This window comes from Pseudomonas sp. TYF_14, from assembly GCF_043105275.1.
Classification (GTDB): Bacteria; Pseudomonadota; Gammaproteobacteria; order Pseudomonadales; family Pseudomonadaceae; genus Aquipseudomonas; species Aquipseudomonas alloputida.
The window spans coordinates 1-18,263 of the sequence record NZ_JBICLK010000100.1 but is presented as its reverse complement, the minus strand read 5'-3'; the positions used below and the strand labels follow the sequence as shown (position 1 = coordinate 18,263).

Annotated in this window: 13 protein-coding genes; 6 read left to right on the top strand and 7 right to left on the bottom strand. The window is 62.3% G+C overall.

Annotated features, from left to right (window positions below; genetic code table 11):
• Positions 1-102 precede the first annotated feature (102 nt).
• Entirely contained in the window at positions 103-2,655 is a 2,553-nt protein-coding gene (locus tag ACF8O8_RS27610; protein ID WP_392510937.1) for a PepSY domain-containing protein, read from the bottom strand.
• A gap of 253 nt (positions 2,656-2,908) precedes the next feature.
• The gene (locus tag ACF8O8_RS27605; RefSeq protein ID WP_392510935.1) at positions 2,909-5,200 is read right to left on the bottom strand and encodes a TonB-dependent receptor; all 2,292 of its coding nucleotides are present in this window, start codon (positions 5,198-5,200) and stop codon (positions 2,909-2,911) included.
• Positions 5,201-5,421: 221 nt separating this feature from the next.
• Here ACF8O8_RS27605 and ACF8O8_RS27600 point away from each other — a divergent pair, with 221 nt between their 5' ends.
• Together ACF8O8_RS27600 and ACF8O8_RS27595 are read left to right on the top strand one after the other, a co-directional pair.
• On the top strand, positions 5,422-6,102 hold the full coding sequence (locus ACF8O8_RS27600) for a Fe2+-dependent dioxygenase (RefSeq protein ID WP_003248502.1): 681 nt from the start codon (positions 5,422-5,424) through the stop codon (positions 6,100-6,102).
• Between the two features lie 3 nt (positions 6,103-6,105).
• Entirely contained in the window at positions 6,106-6,876 is a 771-nt protein-coding gene (locus ACF8O8_RS27595; protein WP_010952075.1) for a tetratricopeptide repeat protein, read from the top strand.
• 28 nt (positions 6,877-6,904) lie between these two features.
• On the opposite strand, the gene ACF8O8_RS27590 is transcribed toward ACF8O8_RS27595, so the two are convergent.
• Positions 6,905-8,068: a type III PLP-dependent enzyme gene (locus tag ACF8O8_RS27590; RefSeq protein ID WP_003248498.1), complete on the bottom strand. Its 1,164-nt coding sequence runs from the start codon at positions 8,066-8,068 to the stop codon at positions 6,905-6,907.
• Positions 8,069-8,575: 507 nt separating this feature from the next.
• On the opposite strand from ACF8O8_RS27590, the gene ACF8O8_RS27585 reads away from it, so the two are divergent.
• From ACF8O8_RS27585 to ACF8O8_RS27575, 3 genes are all read left to right on the top strand, one after another.
• Complete coding sequence (locus ACF8O8_RS27585) at positions 8,576-9,061, top strand: RNA polymerase sigma factor (protein WP_003248496.1); 486 nt, start codon at positions 8,576-8,578, stop codon at positions 9,059-9,061.
• A gap of 20 nt (positions 9,062-9,081) precedes the next feature.
• Positions 9,082-10,044, top strand: coding sequence for a FecR family protein (locus tag ACF8O8_RS27580; RefSeq protein ID WP_049586482.1), 963 nt, complete (start codon positions 9,082-9,084; stop codon positions 10,042-10,044).
• Positions 10,045-10,152: 108 nt separating this feature from the next.
• Complete coding sequence (locus tag ACF8O8_RS27575) at positions 10,153-12,582, top strand: TonB-dependent siderophore receptor (protein ID WP_392510934.1); 2,430 nt, start codon at positions 10,153-10,155, stop codon at positions 12,580-12,582.
• Positions 12,583-12,671: 89 nt separating this feature from the next.
• Here ACF8O8_RS27575 and ACF8O8_RS27570 read toward each other — a convergent pair whose 3' ends face one another.
• The 4 genes from ACF8O8_RS27570 to ACF8O8_RS27555 are packed head-to-tail and all read right to left on the bottom strand — an operon-like array spanning position 12,672 to position 16,114.
• Positions 12,672-13,829, bottom strand: coding sequence for an ABC transporter ATP-binding protein (locus ACF8O8_RS27570; RefSeq protein WP_350298274.1), 1,158 nt, complete (start codon positions 13,827-13,829; stop codon positions 12,672-12,674).
• On the bottom strand, positions 13,826-14,479 hold the full coding sequence (locus tag ACF8O8_RS27565; protein ID WP_010952080.1) for an ABC transporter permease: 654 nt from the start codon (positions 14,477-14,479) through the stop codon (positions 13,826-13,828). Before ACF8O8_RS27565 ends, ACF8O8_RS27570 begins: the two co-directional genes overlap by 4 nt.
• The gene (locus ACF8O8_RS27560) at positions 14,476-15,387 is read right to left on the bottom strand and encodes a glycine betaine ABC transporter substrate-binding protein (protein WP_049586430.1); all 912 of its coding nucleotides are present in this window, start codon (positions 15,385-15,387) and stop codon (positions 14,476-14,478) included. The genes ACF8O8_RS27565 and ACF8O8_RS27560 overlap by 4 nt, the downstream gene beginning before the upstream one ends.
• A gap of 13 nt (positions 15,388-15,400) precedes the next feature.
• On the bottom strand, positions 15,401-16,114 hold the full coding sequence (locus ACF8O8_RS27555) for an ABC transporter permease (protein ID WP_003248483.1): 714 nt from the start codon (positions 16,112-16,114) through the stop codon (positions 15,401-15,403).
• Between the two features lie 556 nt (positions 16,115-16,670).
• Here ACF8O8_RS27555 and ACF8O8_RS27550 point away from each other — a divergent pair.
• On the top strand, positions 16,671-18,254 hold the full coding sequence (locus ACF8O8_RS27550) for a peptide chain release factor 3 (RefSeq protein ID WP_392510933.1): 1,584 nt from the start codon (positions 16,671-16,673) through the stop codon (positions 18,252-18,254).
• The last annotated feature ends 9 nt before the right edge of the window (positions 18,255-18,263 follow it).

Here is an 18,263-nt window from a genome sequence, read left to right as displayed (position 1 = left end):
GGCTTGCCCGCGAAAGGGCCGGCCCTGCCAGCCAATTTCCACCGGCCGTTCACCGTTGCCGCCGCCACCGTATTCGCGGGTAAACCCGCTCCTACACACCGATCAATACACATCTCGCCGATATCGCCCATCCTCGATCAACTGCTGTACAGCAGCTTCACCCAGCATGCCGTTGAGAGCCGCATCCACCCCCGCTGCCATGCCTTGGAGGCTGCCGCAGACATACACGCAAGCCCCGTCGGCCACCCAGCGCTTGAAGTCCTCGGCCTGCTCCAGCATCACGTCCTGCACATACACCTTCCCGGCCTGATCGCGCGAGAACGCCAGGTCCAACCGTGCCAGGTCGCCGTTGTCCAGCCAAGCTTGCAGCTCATCGCCACACAGCAAGTCATGCGCCCGATTACGCTCACCGAACAGCAGCCAGTTGCGCTGCTCACCGGCATTGACCCGGGCGCGCAACAGGCTGCGAAGGCCCGCCAGGCCAGTGCCGTTGCCGATCAGGATCATCGGCGCAGCAGCCTCAGGCAGATGGAAGCCACTGTTACGCCGCAGGCGCAGGCTCAGGGTGCCATTCATTGGCAGGTATTCAGTCAGCCAGCCAGAGCCCAAGCCAAGGCTGCCGTCGGGGTGGCGTTCCTGGCGCACGATCAGCTCCAGCACACCATCGCTGGCGATCGAGGCGATGGAGTATTCGCGGCTGCCGATTGGCGCCAGTGCATCGACCAGCGCTTGTGGCTGCAAGCCGATCAGGTGGTCGCGGCGCGTCGGCAGTTGGCGGCCAGCGAGTGCCTGGGCAAGGGTTTCGCTCAGGCCATTCACCTGCACCTGGCTGCTGGCGTCCAGTGCCATGCCCTTGAGGAACGCGTCGATCCGTGGCTGCCCATTCAGCGGCAGTATTTCTACCAGATCGCCGGCTTCCCAGCTCGCAGGTTCTGCAGCCTGCAGGCCAAGCAGGTACACCGGTTGGCCTTGGCTGCCGGGGTTGAGCAGTTCGCGGCGCACCAGTGACCAGTTGGCAAAGGTTGGCGGCTGCCAGGCGGCCACTGGCTGGACACCGGTCAGTTGCGCCAGCTCCTGCTGCCATTGCTGCAGGGCGGCCTGGTCGGCGTTGTCCACTTCCACCGGGCTGAATGCACTGCTGGCACCGCGCTCTCCCAGCCATGCCTGAAGGCGACGAGCGAAACCGCAGAAGTGCGGGTACTGACGATCACCGAGGGCGAGCAGGGCATAGTTGAGGTTGTTGAGTGCCCAAGGCTGGCCGAGTACCTTGCGCTCGAAGGCGCGAGCGCTGTCGGGCGCTTCGCCGTCGCCGAAGGTACTCACCACGAAGAGCGCGCGATGGGCCTGGCGCAGGTCGTTTTCACCCAGCTCGGCAAGGGCGCGCACCTGAACGGGCAGGCCAGCTGCCTGCAGCTGCTCGGCGCTCTGCCAGGCCAACTGTTCGGCAAAGCCACTCTGGCTGGCAAAGCCGATCAGCCAGCCGTCGCCATTACCGCTGTTGGCGACGTTGCCACGGGCTGCGCGCACTTGACGTTTCTTGCGGCGGCGGTCGAGGTACAGCAGCCAGCCGGTGACGAAGAACAACGGCATGGTGAGACTGGCGATGGTGACGATGATGCGCCCCGGCAAGCCGAAGTATTCGCCGACGTGCAAGGCGTAAACACTCTGCAGTAGCTGCGCCTTGAAGGACTTGTCGGTGTAGCGGTCGTGCTTTTTAACCTGGCCAGTGGCCGGGTCCAGCACCAGGTTATTGAAGGCACGCGGGTGCGCAGCGTTGTCGAGCAGGTAGAACAGGTTGGCCGGCTGACCACCAGCGGGCGGCAGGCGCAGGTTGTAGGTGGACAGGCCTGGGCCCGCGGCGTCCTTGAGGTTGGCCCAGATGGCGTCGTAGTCCACCACCAGCGGCGGCGCATTCCTGTCGACTTTTTGCGGCCCGTGCCGGCCACGGCCTTCACCCCGTTTTTGCTGCTGGCCCGCAGCCGGCGCGTCGGCCAGCAGCTTGTTCAGGCCTTCGCGGTACCACTCATAGGACCAGAACAGCCCGGTCAGGGCGAACAGAAGATAGAACAGCAGGCACCAGGTGCCGGCAACGGCGTGCAGGTCCCAGTTGAAGGCGCGGCCTTTCTTGGCCCAGTCGAAGGTCAGCCAGGTGCGCCAGTCCAGCGCTTTGCGCGGCCAGCGCAGGTACAGGCCGGACAGGCAGAAGAACACCAGCATCAGGGTGCAGGCCCCGGTGATTTGCCGGCCAGTATCGCCCATGGCGAGGAAACGGTGCAGCTTGAGCATGAGGTTGAAGAAGCCTTGCCCGGCCGCTTCACCTTTGAGTTCGCCTGTGTACGGGTCGGCATAGCGCAGCTCGCCACGGCGTTCGCCCGGTGCGGGCATGAAGAAGACCCGTGCAGCGTTGCCTTCGCGGACATCGACCCACAGCATCGACACCTTGTCCTGTTGCTGGGCTTCGACCCGCTTAACCAGCTCGGCCGGCGGCAGCACGCCTTCGGCGCGTACTTCCACCTTGAGTACATCGGCATTGAATGCGCGCAGCAGCTCTTCCTGGAACGAGTACAGCGCCCCGGTAATGCCCATCAAGGCCAGCACCAGGCCAGCGGTGATGCCAAAGAACCAGTGCAATTGGAACAGCGTCTTCTTCACCACGTTTCTCACCTTGAGTTGCTACCGCGACCAGCGCGGCGTGCATTATGCCTTGATACGCAAAAGCCCCGCTCAATGAACGGGGCGGGGGTGGGCTTCTTTTGGTGGAAGCTTGTACCGGCCTCTTCGCGGGCTTGCCCGCTCCCACAGGTACACCACAGGGTTTGAAGGTTGTGGTGGACTTGTGGGAGCGGGCAAGCCCGCGAAGAGGCCGCCACAGGAGCAGCCCTTCTAGCGGATCAACCCAATCCCGACATCAGAAATGCACGCTGGTGGTCAACAGTGCAGTCCGCCCGGCCGCCTGGTTGGCGAAGTGGGTGGAGAAGGCCTTGTCGTAGTACACCTCGTTGGTCAGGTTCTGCACGTTCAGTTGCAGGTCGACGTTCTTGGTCAGCTTGTAGGCGGCCATGGCGTCGTAGCGTACGTAGCTGTCGACCATGGTGGTGTTGGCCACGCTGCCGTACACGTCATCCACGTAGAACGCACCACCGCCCACGGTCAGCTTTGGCGTGATCGAGTAGGTGGTCCACAGGCTGGCGCTGTTGTTCGGCGTGTTCGGCAGCTGATTGCCGTCGTTGGCCTTGCCCAGCGGGCCGCCGTCGATCTGGCGAGCCTGCATGTAGGTGTAGCCGGCAAACACCTGCCACTTGTCGGTGAGCTTGCCGCTGGCGGACAGCTCGATACCCTGCACGCGGGTTTCGCCGACGTTCTCGTAGGTAGTGGTGTCCACCTGGACGCGGGCGTTTTCCTTCTCGGTGCGGAACAGCGCAGCGGTCAGCGACAGGCGCTGGTCGAGCAGGTCCCATTTGGTGCCGATTTCGTAGTTGGTGGTTTCTTCCGGCTCCATGTCGCTGGCCAGCAGGTTGCCGTTACGGTCCGGGGTGCCACCCAGCGGGTTGCCTTCGGTACCTTCGCCGAGCATGGCGCCTGGTGGCGTTGCGGAGGTGGCATAGGAGACGTAGATGCTGCCGTTTTCGGCCGGCTTCCACACCAGGCCCAGTTGGCCGGTGACGAACTCGCTGACATCTTTGCCTTTGGCGGTGGTGGTGCCAGCGGCGTTGTAGGTCTTGTAGTCGGTGTCAAAGTGGTCGTAGCGCAGGCCCATGTTGACCAGCCACTCCGGGGTAAGCTCCAGGGTGTCGAACACGTAGATTGCACGGGTCTTGCTGTTGGTGGTGGTGCCGGCATAGTTGCGCGAGATGGCACCGTTCCACGGATCATCCGGGTTCGGGTTGCTCAGCGAAGTGCAGTTATAGCCACTGGTGGCGCCGATCATGCCTGGGGTGCAGTTGCTGTTGGCAGACCCGCCTGGCACGGTGTCGGTGTCGACGGTGTAGCTTGAGCGCTCGCTCTCTTCACGGCTCAGTTCGATACCGGTCGAGAAGCTGTTTTTCATGCCGCCAACGTAAAACTCGCCGAACAGATCGGTCTGGTTGGTGGTAGTGGCGGTGTTGCCGACACGGGTGTTGGCGCGGCGCCAGACACTGCCGTTGTTGACGTTGCCCTTGCTGTCGTCGGGCTGGGTCAGGATGTAGTCCTGCATGCTGTTGCCGTGACGCAGGGTGTTCTTGATGGTCAGCGAGTCGGTCAGGTCGTGCTCGACGGCGAAGGTTGCGATATCCACTCGGGTCTTGCGGAAGTCGCGGCCGGTCAGGCCGTAGAAGTTGTCACTGTCGCCGCCATCATTCGGCTTGCTCGGGTGTGCCGAGGTGCGCCCGGCGCTGCCGTTGGTCGGGATGGTGTAAGGGATGCCCGAATCCGGCAGGTCGTCGCTTTCCAGGTGGTAGTAGTCAAGGTTGACGCGGGTCGGCGTGCCCAGGCCAAAGGCCAGCGACGGGGCGATACCCCAGCGGTCGTAGTTGACCTTGTCGCGGCCGGCGACGTTGCTTTCGTGGGTCATCAGGTTCAGGCGGCCGGCAATGGTATCGCTGAACTGGTAGTTGCCATCGAAGGTGTAGCGCTGGGTCTGGTCGCTGCCCCAGGTCCAGGCACCGTCCAGCGAGTTGCCCAGATGCGCGCGCTTGCTTACCAGGTTGATGGTACCGCCGGCCGCGCCGCGGCCACCGATGGCCGAGTTCGGCCCCTTGGCCACTTCAACAGATTCGATGGCGAAGATTTCGCGGGTTTGGGCGCCAGTGTCACGCACGCCGTCCAGGTAAGTATCGCCCTGGGCGTCGAAGCCGCGGATGAACGGGCGGTCACCTTGCGGGTTGCCGCCTTCGCCAGCGCCGAAAGTAATGCCGGGCACGGTGCGCAGGGCATCCTGCAGGGTCAGGGCGTTGGTGTCCTTGATCACTTGCTGCGGGATAACGGTTACCGAGCGCGGGGTGTCTACCAGCGGCGCGGTGTACTTCTGCGAGGCGGCCTTCTCCACCTTGTAATCGGTGCTGGCTTGTTCAGCCTTGCCGTTGACGCTGGTGGCATCGAGAGTGATGGCGCTGTTGGCGGCCGGATCGGCGGCATATACCGACGAGGCACTCAGGGCGACACCGATGGCAGACACGATCAGGCGTGGCGAACTCACAGCAGATGGTACGTACTGGCGCATTGCAAAGAACCTTCCCCAAGGTATTGAGGCGGTGGATCTTAATGTAAGCAATTTTGACTAACAATTGAGAGTCGTTACCATTCGTGAAGAATTTACAATCTTTACAATTTGTCTTTACGGTTTCATGCCGCTGAAACGTCTTAAGCGGCGAATGGGGCTTGTGTAGCGTAAAAGGGAATCAATATCATTGCGCCTTTACATTTCCTAACGGTGCTGTTGCCATGCTGCTTCACATTCCAGGCCTGTTCGACGCTGATGAACTGGCCCGTATCCGCGAGGCGCTGGAGCGGGCCGACTGGGCCGATGGCAAGGTTACGGCGGGTTATCAGTCGGCCAAGGCCAAGCACAACCTGCAGCTGCCGGAAGGCCATGCACTGGCCAAGGAAATCGGCACTGCGCTGATCGACCGCCTGTGGAAGACCCCGCGCTTCATGTCGGCAGCCTTGCCGCACAAGGTGTTCCCGCCGCTGATCAACTGCTACCGCGATGGCGGCAACTTTGGTTTCCACATCGACAATGCCCTGCGCCAGCCCAAGGGCAGCCCGGAGCGGGTGCGTACCGACCTGTCTTCCACGCTGTTCCTCAGCGACCCGGAAAGCTACGACGGCGGTGAGCTGGTGATCCAGGACACCTATGGCGTGCAGCAGATCAAGCTGGCCGCCGGTGACATGGTGCTGTACCCCGGCACAAGCCTGCACAAGGTCAACCCGGTGACCCGTGGCCAACGTTATGCCGCATTCTTCTGGACCCAGAGCCTGGTGCGCGATGACAGCCAGCGGGCGCTGCTGTTCGAGATGGACAACGCAATCCAGCAACTGACTGCCGATGTGCCGGACCATCCTTCGCTTTTGCAGCTGACGGGCACCTACCATAATTTGCTGCGCCGCTGGGCTGAGGTCTGAGCCGTGTCCTACCTGCTGCGACGTGAGGAAGTGGTGGATGTGGCCGGCTTGCAGGCCATGCTCGAGGAAACCCCCGGCAAGGCCGCCCAGGCGATTCTGGCGGCAGCGGGGCAGGGCGTGGTCGAGGCGCAGTTGCTGCTGGGGCAGATCCTGCTGGATGGGCGTGGCATCCAGCAGGATGCCACGGTTGCCCGGCGTTGGTTCGGTATCGCTGCACAAGGTGGCAGTGCCATGGCGCACAACATGCTCGGGCGTTGCCTGGAGCATGGCTGGGGTGGCGAGGTGAATTTGGTGCAGGCGGCCGTTCACTACGCCCGTGCGGCCGATTCTGGTTTGGACTGGGGCCTATATAACCTGGGCAACCTTCTGGCGACCGGGCGTGGGGTGCCGGCCAATCAGGTGCAGGCACTGATGTGCTACGAGAAGGCTGCGCAGCTGGGGCATGCCAAGTCGATGAACCTGTATGGGCGTTACCTGGAGCAGGGCATTGCCACGGCGCCCAGCCCGGCGCGGGCGGTGCGCTGGTATCGGCGTTCGGCCGAGGCGGGGGATTTTCGTGGGATGTTCAGCCTGGCGCTGGTGCTGGTCGAGCGTGGGCAGTTGGCCGAGGCAGGGCAGTGGCTGGAGCAGGCCCGGGTTGCGGGGAACATGAATTTCCTGCGTGCTGCGTTGGTAACCCTGCAGGACGCGGGGCCGGTGTTGATGGCCTTTGCGGCGCGGTATGCCGAGGAAATCGATCGGCGCGAAGAGGCCGGTACAGGAGAGCACACATGAAAACGGGGCCTTTCGGCCCCGTCGTGCATTACAGGTAGTAAGCCTTCAGCGGTGGGAAACCGTTGAATTCCACTGCGCTGTAGCTGGTGGTGTAGGCGCCGGTCGACAGCCAGTACAGGCGGTCACCGATGGCCAGGTTCAGCGGCAGCCCGTACTTGTAGTTCTCGTACATGATGTCGGCGCTGTCGCAGGTCGGGCCGGCGATGACCACTTCCTCGGCTTCGCCTTTCTTCTCGGTCCAGATCGGGAACTTGATGGCTTCGTCCATGGTTTCGATCAGGCCGGAGAACTTGCCCACGTCGGTGTAGATCCAGCGCTCGACGGCGGTACGCGACTTGCGTGCGACCAGCACCACTTCGCTGACCAGGATGCCGGCGTTGGCGATCAGCGAACGGCCGGGCTCGAGGATGATCTCCGGCAGTTCGTCACCGAAGTCTTCCTTGAGGAAGCGGATGATTTCTTCGGCGTAGGTTTCCAGGCTGTTGGTACGGGTGATGTAGTTGGCCGGGAAGCCACCACCCATGTTGATCAGCTTCAGTTCGATGCCGTCTTCTTCTTTCAGACGTTCGAAGATTACCTTGACCTTGGCGATGGCGGCGTCCCACACGCTGATGTCGCGTTGCTGCGAGCCCACGTGGAAGGAGATGCCGTATGGCACCAGGCCCAGGTCGCGGGCGAGGATCAGCAGGTCCATGGCCATGTCGGTCTGGCAGCCGAACTTGCGGGACAGTGGCCAGTCGGCAGTGGTGGAGCCTTCAGTCAGAATACGCACATACACTTTCGAGCCCGGTGCGGCCTTGGCGATGTTGCGCAGGTCGGCTTCCGAGTCGGTGGCGTACAGGCGCACGCCCTTCTCATAGAAGTAGCGGATGTCCTTGGACTTCTTGATGGTGTTGCCGTAGCTGATGCGGTCGGCGCTGACACCGCGGCCCATCACTTTGTCCAGCTCGTAGATCGAGGCGATGTCGAAGCTCGAACCTTTCTCTTTGAGCAGGTCGATGATTTCAACGGCCGGGTTGGCCTTGACCGCGTAGTAGACCTTGGCGAATTCGAAACCGGCGCGCAGGTCGTCGTACGCCTGGCTGATCATCTGGGTGTCGATGAGTACGAACGGGGTTTCCTGCTTGTCAGCGAACGCCTTCATTTTCTGGAAGGTTTCACGCGCGAAATAGTCTTCGACCTGGATCGACATGCTCAGGGACTCCATGGGCAAACTGAAAGATTAAGTGGCTGCAAACTGAACGTCCTCCGTATCCCCACTTTGGTTCGCCTACTCAGTACTTGAGCCGGATGGATCGTTTCCAGCATGGACGTTCGGCGCGCACTTTAGGGCGTGAAGAATGCAGAATCAACAGGCAATCCGGGCGTGATCGACGTGGATCGACGACCAGCCATTTGAATAACCGACTCGTGTGACCGGCTGATGTTCCCTGCGATCTTTCAAGCGTAAAAAATTGTGGAATGGAGCGTGTTGGGCCCTTCGCGGGCAAGCCCGCTTCTACAGGGGATACCCGTTCATTGTGGGAGCGGGCTTGCCCGCGAAAGGGCCGGAGGTGTTCATATTTATGGCCACATTTTCCTGGTACCCCCGTACAGGAAATCGCCCATAAATTTTTTGTTACCGACTGGCGGATTTGCTGCTTTTGATGAGAAACATTACTATTCGCACCCTTATCTGCCTCCCTGATGACCCCCGACCGTGTCCGGACACAAAGGCTTCCTCGACCACTACCATGAGCTGATCGGCACCTGGACGCGCAAGCTGCGCAGTCGTCAGCAGGCCGAGGACCTCACCCACGATGCCTTTGTCCGGGTACTGGAAACCCCGCGCGAGCAGGTTGAGCAGCCACGCGCCTACCTGCATCAGGCTGCGCGCAATATCGCTGTGGATGGCTTCCGTCGCGAAGACCGGCGCCAGGCCCTGGAGCGGGAAGCCTTCGAAGAAGGCGCAACCGGCAGTGGCGACCCGGAAGCCTACGTGCATGCCCTGGAGCTGGCCGACAGCGTTGAGCGGGCCCTGGCCGAGCTGCCTCTCAACTGCCGGCAGGTGTTCATCTGGCAGAAGCTCGAAGGCCTGACCCAGGCCGAGATTGCCGAGCGCATGGGGTTGAGCAAGAACATGGTCGAAAAGTATATGATCCGCACGCTTCGGCACCTGCGTGAGCACCTGGATGTGTCGGCATGAAGAGTCAGGAGGCCTTTTCGATGAAACAGCACGGTACCGATGCCGTCCGCGAGCAGGCGGCCGCATGGTTCGCCCGCGTGCAGGACGCACCTCGGGATGCCGGGCTGCACAAGCAGTTGCATGCCTGGCTGGCGAGCGACGAGCACCACCGGGAAGAATATGAGCATCTCTGCCGCGTGTGGCAGGCCGCCGACTTCATTCCACGCCAGCACCTGGAGGCGCTGTGCCGGCCAGACCCGGTGCAGCAACTGCCACGACGGCGTTTCATGCGCCAGGCGTTGGCCGCCAGTGTCGCGGTAGTGGCGCTGGGCCTGGGCTGGAGCGGCTGGCACCACCTGCAACTGAACCATCAGGGCAGCCTGCAGACGGCCTTCAATGAGCGCCGTCAGGTCGAACTGCCGGATGGCTCGCATCTGGAGCTCAATGGCAACACGCAGTTGCAGGTCGAGTTCAGCGCCGGCCAGCGGCACGTGCGCCTGAACGCTGGTGAAGTGATGTTCAGCGTCGCCCATGACAGTAACCGGCCGTTTGTGGTCGACACTGCCCAGGGCAGTGTGATCGTCACAGGTACCCGCTTTGACGTCCGCCTGGACCCAGCCAGCACCCGTGTGGCGGTGGAACAGGGGTCGGTGCGGGTGCAGGGCAAGGGCGACTCGCCGGCGCAACTGACGGCCGGGCAGGGGTCGCATATAGATGCACAGGGCCTGGTCGCCGCACCCTATGCGGTCAACACCGGCGCCATTACCGCATGGCGACAGGGCAAGCTGGTGTTCGACAACGCAACCCTCGCCGAAGTAGTGGCCGAAACCTCGCGCTACCGTCGCCAGCCATTGCGGGTCGCCCCTGGGAAAGTCGCGCGGCTGCGCCTGTCCGGCACCTTCAGTACCAACGATACAGACGCTCTGCTGCGGGCCTTGCCGAGCATCCTCCCGGTGGCCATCAAAGCCCATGAAGACGGCTCCAGCGAAATAATCGCCAAATAGATTCAGGTTTTTTTTCACTCGTTCGTCTTCCTCGCCAGCTGCAACTGCCAAGCATTTCCATTTGCACGCGGTTGGCGTTTATTCCGCATTCCAGGATGTTTCGACGACGTGAACAACAACAAACCCTTCCCACGCTTTCGCGCCCTGGCGCTGGCCCTGGCGGTCAGCACCGTGGCCGTTGACAGCCAGGCCGCAGAGGCCGGCAATACCCTCCAGATCCAGGCCCAGCCGTTGGATTCGGCGCTGAACCAGCTCGGCCAGCAGACCAGCCTGCAGCTGTTTTTCAGTCCCGAGCTGGTCGCCGGCAAACAGGCCCCGGCGGTATCGGGCAACCTCGCGCCGGTGCAGGCGCTGCAACAGCTGTTGCAAGGCAGCGGGCTCACCTTCGAGATGACCGGGGACACCGTTGTGGTGAAGCCTCTGCCGACTACCCTTGACCTGGGCAGCGGCAGCCTGGAGCTGGCACCCACCGACATCAAGGTGGTCGGTGACTGGCTGGGTGATGCCCAGCAGAGCGTGGTACAGAACCACCCTGGGGCACGCACTGTGGTACGCCGCGAGGCAATGGTGGACAAGGGCGCAATGAACGTGCGCGACGTGCTGCGCGGCATCCCCGGCGTGCAAGTGCAGGACTCCAACGGGACCGGTGGCAGCGACCTGTCGCTGAACGTGGGCGTACGCGGCCTCACTTCGCGCCTGTCGCCGCGCTCCACGGTACTGATCGATGGCATCCCGGCCGCCTTCGCGCCGTATGGCCAGCCACAGCTGTCGATGGCACCGATTTCTTCTGGCAACCTCGACAGCATCGACGTCGTGCGCGGTGCCGGCTCGGTGCGCTATGGCCCGCAGAACGTGGGCGGCGTGATCAACTTTGTAACCCGGGCGATTCCGGAAAAGGCCTCGGCAGAGCTGTCCACCACCCTGGAGACCTCTCAGCACGGTGGCTGGAAACACACCGAGTCAGCCTTCGTCGGTGGCACGGCCGACAATGGCATGGGCGTGGCGCTGTTGTACACCGGGGTAAATGGCAACGGTTACCGTGAAAGCAACAACGGCAACGACATCGACGACGTTATCCTCAAGACGCATTGGGCGCCAACCGATGTCGATGAGTTCTGGCTCAACTTCCATTATTACGATGGCCGTGCCGACATGCCGGGTGGCTTGACCCAGGCCCAATACGACAGCAACCCGTACCAGTCGCTGCGCGATTACGACTACTTCGCGGGCCGGCGCAAGGATGTGTCGTTCAAATGGCAGCGGCAGCTCGACGATGCCACCCAGTTCGAAGTGCTGACCTACTACACCGACAGCTTCCGCGGCAGCACAATAGCCTCGCGGGACATGAAGACGTTGTCGTCGTACCCGCGCAACTACCACACCTTCGCCATTGAACCCCGTGTGTCGCGCATCTTCTTTGCCGGCCCAACCACCCAGGAAGTCAGTGTCGGTTACCGTTACCTGAAGGAAGCGATGCGCGAACAGTCGACTCGCCTGGCGCTGATCGACAACGTGCCGACGGTGACCCCGACTTCCGACGGCCACGTGTTCCAGGACCGCAGCGGTGGCACCGAGGCCAGCGCCTACTACATCGACGACAAGATCGACGTGGGCAACTGGACCATCACCCCTGGCGTGCGCTTCGAGCACATCAATACCGACTGGCGCGACCGCCCGGTGCTGGACGCCAACAACCGCCCGGTAGCCGAGAAAAAGCGCAGCATCACCAGCAACGAGCCTTTGCCGGCGCTGAGCGTGATGTACCACGTTTCCGATGCCTGGAAGGTATTCGCCAACTACGAGACGTCGTTCGGTAGCCTGCAGTACTTCCAGCTGGGCCAGGGCGGTTCTGGCAACAGTACGGCCAATGGCCTGGAGCCGGAAAAAGCCAAGACCTACGAAATCGGTACCCGTTATGACAATGGCGGCTTTGCCGGTGAGCTGACGGCGTTCTACATCGACTTCGATGATGAGCTGCAGTACATCAGCAACGACGTGGGCTGGACCAACCTCGGTGCGACCAAGCACCAGGGTATCGAGGCTTCGGTGCGTTATGACCTGGCCGGGCTGGACCCGCGCCTGGACGGGCTGTCGGTGAGCGGTGGCTACACCTATACCCGCGCGACCTATGAAGGGGATATCCCAGGGTTCAAGGGCCGAGACCTGCCGTTCTATTCACGCCAGGTGGCCACTGCCGGGGTGCGTTACGCAGTTAACCGCTGGACCTGGAACCTGGACGCCTATGCCCAATCGAAGCAGCGTGCGCCGGGAACCGGGATCAATGCCGATGGCAGTTTCAATGGCGACTACATCACCGAGCCGAGTGCTGACGGGCAGTATGGCGATATTCCAGGCTACGTGACCTGGCATGCCCGTGGCGGTTATGAGTTCGGGCCGGACATGTCCAACCTGAAGCTGGCGGCGGGGGTGAAGAACCTGTTCGACAAGCAGTACTTCACCCGCTCCAGTGACAACAATGCCGGCCTTTACGTGGGTGAGCCGCGGACCTTCTACGTGCAGGCCAGTGTTGGGTTTTGATCCGAGATTGTCGGGGCCGCTTTGCGGCCCTTCGCTCGCTCTTGTAGGAGCGGGTTTACCCGCGAAGGGGCGCAAAGCGCCCCCGACGATTACGAAACCACCACCTCGGCCGGCGAAACGATACTGCTCTTCGCCCCCCGCGATCTCCCCGAGCTCAGGTACGCGGCAATCGACTCCTGCGTCACCTCGCCCAGGAACACCTGCTCGGCATCCAGCACCGGCAACCACGCGCGGTTGAACTCGTACATGCGCGACAACAGGATGCGCAAATGCTCATCGTGCGACGCGGTGGCATTGAACGGCCGCAGGAAATCGCCACACGTCCCTTGCTGGCGGTGCATGTCGCGCCGGCGCACATAGCCCAGCGCCTTGTTCTGCGCATCGGTCACCACCACGTAGCGGCGGTCGTGCTCATCGAGCAGCTCCAGCGCGTCGCCCACCGGTGTTTCCGGGCTCACCGACGGCGCGTTGTCCGCTGCATCCTCGGCACGCACCAGCAACAGGCGTTTGAGGGTGCTGTCCTGGCCCACAAAGTTGCTGACGAAATCATCCGCCGGGTGCGCCAACAGGGTATCCGGGTGATCCAGCTGCAACAGCTTGCCGGCACGGAAAATGGCAATCTTGTCGCCCAGTTTGATCGCTTCGTCGATGTCGTGGCTGACCATGATTACCGTCTTGTTCAGCGCCCGCTGCATTTCGAAGAACTCGTTCTGGATCATCTCGCGGTTGATCGGGTCGACCGCGCCGAACGGCTCGTCCATCAACAGCACGGGTGCATCTGCTGCCAGGGCGCGAATCACGCCGATACGCTGTTGCTGGCCGCCAGACAGCTCGCGTGGGTAGCGTTGCAGGTACTGCTTGGGTTCGAGCTTGATCATGTGCATCAGCTCGCGAGCCCGCTCGTGGCATTTCTGTTTGTCCCAGCCAAGCAGGCGCGGGACCACGGTAATGTTCTCCTCGATGGTCATGTTGGGGAACAGACCGATCTGCTGAATCACATAGCCGATGTGCCGGCGCAGGGTAACTTCGTCCAGCCCGGTGGTGTCTTCGCCATTGATGAACACCTGGCCCGAGGTGGGCGTGATCAGGCGGTTGATCATTTTCAGCGTGGTGCTCTTGCCGCAGCCCGACGGGCCGAGGAACACGCAGATTTCCCCTTCATTGACGGTGAGGCTTACCGAGTCGACGGCTTTGACGTCCTTGCCGTTGACGTTGAAGGTTTTGCTGAGGTTCTTCAGTTCGATCATGAGCGCAGTCCTTCTGGAGTCAGGGCACGTTGCAGGGTTTGCAGCAGCAGGTCGGCGATGATCGCCAGCAGGCTGACCAGTACGGCGCCGACCAGCAGCATCGACATGTCGCTGCGGCTGATGGAAGTAAGAATCAGCACGCCGAGGCCGCCGGCGCCGATGGTGGCGGCAATGGTCATGACGCCGATGTTCATCACCACGGCGGTGCGCACGCCGGCGAGGATTACCGGTACGGCGATGGGCAGCTCGACCATGCGCAGGCGCTGGCCGAAGGTCATGCCAATGCCACGCGCGGCTTCACGGATACCGGGCTCGACATTGGTCAGGGCCAGGTAGGTGTTGCGCAGGATGGGCAGCAGCGAATAAAGAAACACGGCAGTGATCGCCGGCAAGGGGCCCAGCCCTTGGCCGAACTTGGAGTAGAACGGCAGCAGAAGGCCGAACAACGCAATCGATGGGATGGTCAGCAGCACTGTGGCGCTGGCCTGCAGCGGGCCGGCCACTGCCGGGAAGCGGGTCATCAGGATGCCCAGCGGCACGCCAACGAGGATCGCCAGGCCGACGGCGATGCCGACCAGCATGATGTGCTGCCAGGTCAGTTGCAGCACCTGGGCCCAGTCGAGGTGGGCGAACGTGTCGAGCAGGCTCATGGCTGTACCTCCTTGAGGGGATGCTCTCGCAGGAATGCGGCGGCCACTGCGGTCGGGTTCTGGTGGTCTACGTCAACCTTGGCATTGAGCTGGCGCATGGTCTCGTCATCGAGCTGCTCGGCCAGTGGCTTGAGCAGGGCGACCAGTTGCGGGTTGGCGTCGAGCACGGCCTTGCGCACCACCGGGGCGGCGGTGTAGTCGGGGAAGTAGTGCTTGTCGTCTTCGAGCAGCTTGAGGTTGAACGCGCTCAGGCGACCGTCGGTGGTGTAGACCAGGCCTGCGAACACCTGGTTGTTGTGCATGGCCGTGTAGACCAGGCCCGCGTCCATCTGGCGGATGTTGGCGCGGCCGACCTGCAGGTCGTACATTTCCTTGAGCCCGACCAGGCCGTCGGGGCGGTTGGCGAACTCGGTGTCCAGAGCCACCAGGTGATTACGCTTGCGCTCGTCGCGCAGCACCTGGTTGAGGTCGCTGATCGAGTTGATCTGCGGGTAGGCCTCGGCGACCTGCTTCGGCAAGCCGAGGGCATAGGTGTTGCTGAATTTCGACGGGGTCAGCCAGATCAGGTCTTTTTTGGCATCCAGCTCCTTGACCTTGGCGTAAGTGGCCTCGGCGCTGGGCATACGCTCATCGATGTGGTTGTAGGACACCAGCGACACCCCGGTGTATTCCCACATCAGGTCGAGCTGGCCGGTTTCCTGGGCCTGACGTGCGAGGCTGCTGCCAAGCCCGCCGATGACACGCACATCGAAGCCATTGGCGCGCAGGTACTGCGCGGTGATTTCGGCGAGCACGGTCTGTTCGGTGAACACCCGCGCGCCGATGCGGATCAGCGGTTTTTCCGCTGCCTGGGCAAATCCTGCGAACAGCAGGGCCGCGCCCAGCAGCAAGGCGATTCTCTTCTTCATGCGTTTCCTATCCTTATTGGGCCAGGCCACGTTCCAGCCAGCGCCTGCTGGAGAAACTCACCGCCGCGTCCAGTACCAGTGCCAGTAGCGCGGTGCAGGCGGCCCCCAGCAGCAGCTGCGGCTGGTTGTTCAGGGCGATGCCGGGGAAGATCAGGCTGCCCAGGCTGTTGGCACCGATCAGGAACGCCAGCGGTGCGGTGCCCACGTTCAGCGCCAGGGCCACACGTACGCCGCCGACGATGATCGGCACGGCGTTGGGCAGTTCCACTTGCCAGAGTTGCTGGCGCGGGGTCATGCCAATGCCGGTAGCGGCTTCCTTGAGCGATGCGGGGACGTTTTTCAGGCCTTCGTAGGTGTTGCGCACGATGGGCAGGAGGGACGCGAGGAACAGTGCGAAGATCGCAGGCCCGGCGCCGATGCCCAGGATACTCAGGGCGATGGCCAGAACGGCCAGAGGGGGGATGGTGTTGCCAACGTTGAAGAACTGCATGAAGCGCTCGGCTTTGTCGACCCGGTGCGGTCGACTTAACGCAATGCCGGCGGGGATGCCCACGGCCAGCGCCGCCGCCATCGAAGCCAGCACCAATACCAGGTGCGCTTGCAGGTAGAACCCAAGATCGTCGCGATAACGCGCGATCGTGTCGATGCCGATCCAGTGGACCAGCAGGGCCAGGATGACGAGCACGGCGGCCCATCCCAACAGCCCCTTTCCGTAGCGTTTAGCCACAGGTGGACTCCTTGTGTAGTCGGCGAGCACACTTCTTGGTTGCCGGCCAGTCCTGGCGGCGGGTGGTGTGTTCGCGAGTAGCAGCGTGATGCAAACCGAGGGCTGCGATCAGGCCATGAGCCGAACCCCGTCGGGCCCGAAAATGCTGATGAAACCAGTCCCCAACCGAAGCGGGTTGCAGGGGAGTGGACGTCTCCGTGGGCGTAAAGGTTCCCATCTGAGGCGGCATTTGGCCAGTGTTAATCGCTGGGTTGCGGGTTTTTGGGCGAGAAAAACAGCGACTTGATGTGCTGCAGGCGTTGAAATAACTGCGTTTTGGTTATTTGTCGTGATAAAGCGATTGCCTGTTGGGTTTGTTTTGTTTGTGCCGGCCTCTTCGCGGGTAAACTCGCTCCTACGAAGACTGCACCGCATCCGAACCCTGTGTCGTACCTGTAGGCGCGGGTTTACCCGCGAAGGGGCCGGCACAGGCGCCATTCATTCGGCAGATTTTGGTCCAGGCCCAACTTCAGGTATGATACTGCCCCTTTCAAATCCCCCAGTCAGGCGATTTCCCATGACCAACCAGGCCGCCGAAGTCGCGAAGCGCCGCACTTTCGCAATCATTTCCCACCCCGACGCCGGTAAGACCACCATCACCGAGAAGCTGCTGCTGATGGGCAAGGCCATTGCCGTCGCCGGTACCGTGAAGTCGCGCAAGTCCGACCGCCACGCCACCTCCGACTGGATGGAAATGGAGAAGCAGCGCGGCATCTCCATCACCACCTCGGTGATGCAGTTCCCGTACCGCGAGCACATGATCAACCTGCTCGACACCCCCGGCCACGAAGACTTCTCGGAAGACACCTACCGCACCCTGACCGCGGTGGACTCGGCGCTGATGGTGCTCGACGGCGGTAAAGGTGTAGAGCCGCGTACCATCGCCCTGATGGACGTGTGCCGCCTGCGCGACACGCCCATCGTCAGCTTCATCAACAAACTCGACCGAGACATCCGCGACCCGATCGAACTGCTCGACGAGATCGAAGCCGTTTTGAAGATCAAGGCCGCGCCAATCACCTGGCCGATCGGTTGCTACCGCGACTTCAAGGGCGTGTACCACCTGACCGGTGACTACATCGTGGTGTACACCCCGGGCCACGGCCACGAGCGCACCGAAGCCAAGATCATCCAGAAGCTGGACTCGGACGAAGCCCGCGCGCACCTGGGCGACCAGTACGATTCGTTCGTCGAGCAACTGGAGCTGGTGCAGGGCGCTTGCCACGAGTTCAACCAGGAAGAGTTCATCAACGGTCAGCTGACCCCTGTGTTCTTCGGTACTGCACTGGGCAACTTCGGTGTCGACCACGTGCTCGACGCCGTGGTCGACTGGGCGCCGCGTCCGCTTGGCCGTGTGGCCCACGAGCGCACCGTGGAGCCTGTGGAAGTGAAGTTCACAGGCTTCGTGTTCAAGATCCAGGCGAACATGGACCCGAAACACCGTGACCGTATCGCCTTCATGCGCATCTGCTCGGGCAAGTACGAGAAAGGCATGAAAATGCGCCACGTGCGCCTGAACAAAGACCTGCGTATCGGCGATGCGCTGACGTTCTTCTCCTCCGAGCGTGAGCAGCTGGAAGAAGCCTTTGCCGGTGACATCATCGGCCTGCACAACCACGGCACCATCCAGATCGGCGACACCTTCACCGAAGGCGAAGCGCTGGGCTTCACCGGTATCCCGCACTTCGCGCCGGAGCTGTTCCGCCGCGTACGCCTGAAAGACCCGCTGAAATCCAAGCAACTGCGTCAAGGCCTGCAGCAGCTGGCCGAAGAAGGTGCTACTCAGGTGTTCTTCCCTGAGCGCAGCAACGACATCATCCTGGGTGCGGTCGGTGTGCTGCAGTTTGACGTGGTCGCCAGCCGCTTGAAGGAAGAGTACAAGGTGGAGTGTGCCTACGAGCCTATCACCGTCTGGTCGGCGCGCTGGATCAGTTGCGATGACAAGAAGAAGCTCGAGGAATTCCAGACCAAGGCCATGGAAAACTTGGCCATCGACGGCGGCGGTCACCTGACCTACCTGGCGCCGACCCGGGTCAACCTGGCGCTGATGGAAGAGCGCTGGCCGGACATCAAGTTCCGCGCTACCCGCGAGCACCATTAAGGCCTGAAA